The organism is Vibrio sp. HI00D65, assembly GCF_001635455.1.
Classification (GTDB): Bacteria; Pseudomonadota; Gammaproteobacteria; order Enterobacterales; family Vibrionaceae; genus Vibrio.
The window spans coordinates 1-522 of record NZ_LWEH01000346.1; the positions used below are offsets into that span (position 1 = coordinate 1).

Below are 522 nucleotides of genomic sequence, written 5' to 3' on the forward strand. Positions count from 1 at the left end.
TCATCGCCTTCAGTTGTCACTTCATGGTTCCAGCGACCTTGAACTGAATCGAACTCAAGAAGATGTGCAAGCGTTGCTGTATCGCCAGCTACATCGTTAATCTGTACAAACTCTAGCTCTTCCCAATCGAAAGCTGCGCGAAATGCTAGACGGCCGATACGGCCAAAACCATTAATACCTACTTTAACTGTCATTTTAATATCTCTCAGTTAGTGGTGAATCTAAAAATATTCGATCAAACGCAACATTGAGGACGTGAAGTCATCGCCTCTAGGCGCTCAATGTCTTGTTGGTATTCAGTTTTCAAACAGTTAGATGCGATAAGGTCATCAATTAACTTTAGCATCCAACCCGGTAAATCATTGGCAAGGCGATAGAACACCCATTGCCCTTGGCGAACGTCATTCAAAATGCCGTTTGAACGCAGCTGCGCAAGGTGGCGTGATACCTTTGGCTGACTTTCTTGTAATGCCTGAGTCAACTCACCAACTGAAAGGCACTCTTGGCGCACAATCAACATTA

2 protein-coding genes are annotated in these 522 nt (G+C 44.4%); both read right to left on the reverse strand.

Features of this window, described 5'->3' with window-relative positions; all coding sequences use genetic code 11:
* A partial coding sequence (locus tag A3712_RS19740; RefSeq protein WP_331710924.1) for a glyceraldehyde 3-phosphate dehydrogenase NAD-binding domain-containing protein occupies nt 1–194 on the reverse strand: 194 nt, incomplete at its 3' end.
* 41 nt (nt 195–235) lie between these two features.
* Entirely contained in the window at nt 236–520 is a 285-nt protein-coding gene (locus A3712_RS19745) for an ArsR/SmtB family transcription factor (RefSeq protein WP_063524734.1), read from the reverse strand.
* Nucleotides 521–522: the final 2 nt, after the last annotated feature.

Coding starts and splice junctions, on each gene's coding strand:
- A3712_RS19745 (WP_063524734.1), bottom strand. CDS start 520: ATGTTGATTGTGCGCCAAGAGTGCCTTTCAGTTGGTGAGTTGACTCAG.